This window comes from Sphingomonas sp. NPDC019816 (assembly GCF_050274375.1).
Lineage (GTDB): Bacteria > Pseudomonadota > Alphaproteobacteria > Sphingomonadales > Sphingomonadaceae > Sphingomonas.
In genome coordinates, this window is the sequence record NZ_JBNNOB010000229.1 from 1 (window position 1) to 3,032 (window position 3,032).

General features: G+C 67.9%; 2 protein-coding genes. Both read right to left on the reverse strand.

The features are described from left to right. Window positions 1–89 precede the first annotated feature (89 nt). On the reverse strand, window positions 90–497 hold the full coding sequence (gene rbfA, locus ACQKJZ_RS18800) for a 30S ribosome-binding factor RbfA (protein WP_427733164.1): 408 nt from the start codon (window positions 495–497) through the stop codon (window positions 90–92). 116 nt (window positions 498–613) lie between these two features. Further along, window positions 614–3,032 (reverse strand): translation initiation factor IF-2 (gene infB / locus ACQKJZ_RS18805; RefSeq protein WP_427733167.1); only part of this gene is annotated, 2,419 nt, incomplete at its 5' end.

A 3,032-nucleotide genomic window follows, 5' to 3' on the forward strand; every position in this document is an offset into this window, starting at 1 on the left:
CTGCGCCTCTGCGCGAACCTGAATCCCTTGGCCTTCGACTTCGCTCAGGCTGAACGGAGGGTGGGAAGAGACCTAAAGCAGGAAAGCGATCACGCCTCCCCGGCCTCCCCATCCTCCAAGTCCTGCGACACCTTGGGCGAGCGCAGCAGCGAGTCGATATGGCTTCCCTCATCGAAGCTCTCATCCGCCAGGAACTTCAGTTTGGCGGCGTATTTCATCTTCACCCGGTGCGCGACCTCGCGCTGGAGATACGCGGTGTTGGTGCGCAGCGCCTTGATGACCACCTCTTCGTCCTTGCCCAGCAGCGGCTTCACGAAGACCGTCGCGTGGCGCAGGTCGGGGGACATGCGGACTTCGGTCACGCTGACCATGTGCTTGGCCAGCGTCTCGTCATGCACGTCGCCGCGCGCGAGGATTTCGGAGAGGATGTGGCGGACCTGTTCGCCGACGCGCAGCAGGCGGACGGAGGGTTCGGCGGGATTCTTGGCTTGGACCATGTCAGTTCTTCTTCAAACGGGAATCGCGGCCGCCGGGCAGGCAGCCGCGATCGATTCCGGCGCGATCATGTCCGGCAGAGGCGGGCGGCAGGAGCGATCCCACCACCCTGCCCGCATCAGAGCGACCGCTCGCGCAGTTCGACCTCGAAGGTCTCGAGATAGTCGCCCGCCTTGATGTCGGTGAAGTTCTGCGTGAACGTCACACCGCATTCCAGACCGGCGCGAACCTCGGCGACATCGTCCTTGAACCGGCGGAGCGAATTGATCTCGCCCTGGTAGATGATGACGTCGTTGCGCGTGATGCGTGCCTTGAGCGCCTTGCGGATGACCCCCTCGGTGACCAGCAGACCGGCGGCCTTGCCGATCTTGCCCGCCGAGAAGACCTCGCGGATTTCGGCGCGGCCGACGACCGTTTCGAACGCCTCGGGGCCCAGCTCGCCCGCCATGCCCGCGCGGATCTCGTCGATCAGGTCGTAGATGACGTCGTAATACTTGAGCGCCACCTTGTTCCGCTCGGCGATCTCGCGCGCCTTGGCGTTCGCACGGACGTTGAAGCCGATGATCGGCGCGCCCGAAGCCGCCGCCAGCGTCACGTCCGACTCGGTGATGCCACCGACGCCCGAGTGCAGGATGCGCGCCTTGATCAGATCCGACTGGATCTTGGTGATCGACGCCACGATCGCCTCGACCGTCCCTTGCGTATCCGCCTTCACGACCAGCGGATATTCCTTGGCCTGGTTCGCCTTCAGCGCCGAGAACATCGACTCCAGGCTGGCCGGGGCCGAGGTCGTGCGCTTCTGGAGCACCACGCTCTGGCGGTATTCGGCGACCTCACGGGCACGCGCCTCGTTCTCGACGACCTGCAACAGATCGCCCGCCTGGGGCACGCCCGACAGGCCCAGGACCTCGACCGGCATCGCAGGCCCTGCCTGCTTCACCTGGCGGCCCTTGTCGTCGACCAGCGCACGGACCTTGCCGCTTTCCGCGCCGACCACGAACACGTCGCCGACCTTCAGCGTGCCGCGCGTGACGAGCACGGTCGCGACCGGACCACGGCCCTTGTCCAGCTTGGCCTCGACCACGCTGCCCTCGGCAGGGCGATCGGGATTGGCGGTCAGTTCGAGCAGTTCGGCCTGAAGCTGGATCTTCTCGATCAGCGTATCCAGACCGATCTTCTTGAGCGCCGACACTTCGACGTCCTGGGTCTCACCGCCCATGTCCTCGACCTGCACGTCATGTTCGAGCAGACGCTCGCGGACGCGCTGGGCATTGGCCTCGTGCTTGTCGATCTTGTTGATCGCCACGATCATCGGCTTGCCCGCCGCCTTGGTATGGTTGATCGCCTCGATCGTCTGCGGCATCAGCCCGTCATCGGCCGCGACCACCAGCACCACGATATCCGTGACGTCGGCACCGCGTGCGCGCATCTGGGTGAAGGCCTCGTGGCCCGGCGTGTCGAGGAAGGTGATCTTCGACTTGTCCTTCAGGGTGACCTGATAGGCGCCGATATGCTGGGTGATGCCACCGGCCTCGCCGCGCACCACGTCGGTGCCGCGCAGCGCGTCGAGCAAGCTCGTCTTGCCATGGTCGACGTGACCCATGATCGTCACGACCGGCGGGCGGGGCTGCAGGCTCTCGGCCGCATCCTCGCTGGTGTCGAGCGCCAGATCGATGTCGCTGTCGGAGACGCGGACGATGTTGTGGCCGAATTCGGTCACCAGCAGCTCGGCCGTGTCCTGGTCGATGGTCTGCGTCATCGTGACGGGCATGCCCATCTTGAACAGCGCCTTGACCAGATCCGCGCCCTTTTCGGCCATACGGTTGGCCAGTTCCTGGACGGTGATCGCCTCCGGCACCTGCACGTCGCGGACCTGCTTGACCTGCGGCTCACGCGGGCCGCCAAAGCCACGCTTTTCCTTCTCACGGGCACGCTTCAGCGCGGCGAGCGATCGGGCGCGGGCGCCGTCCTCGTTCAGCGCACGCGTGACGGTCAGCTTGCCGCCACGACGCTCGTCACCCTTGCGGTCGCGCTGCTGCGGACGGCCCGGAGGCGCGTTACGCGGCGTCGGCTGGCCCGAGGGCATCGAACGCGGTGCGCCACCCGACGGAGCGGAGGCGGTGTTGTTGCTGGGCGCGCTGGCGGCGGGCGCAGCGGCTGCGGCGGGCGCAGGCGCGGGCTTGGGCGCAGGCTTCGGGATTTCCGGACGCTGCACCGGCGAGAAGCGGCGCGGCGCGGGCATCGAGGGATCGCGACCCAGGATCGGCGGCGTCGGCACCACCGGCGCGGGGGCCGGAGCGGGCGCAGGCTTGGTCGCCACCGGAGCGGGTGCGGGCGCAGGTGCCGGAGTCGGGGCGGGTGCCTCGACCTTGGGCGCCTCTTCCGCCTTGGGTTCGGGCGCCGGGATCACCGGACGCTCGACCGGGCGGAACATGCGCGGCTGTACCGAGATGGTCGGCGCGGCGGGCGCTTCCGCCTGCACGGGGGCCTCGGCGACCGGTGCCGGAGCCGGCTCGGGGGCCGGGGCGGGCGTCGGC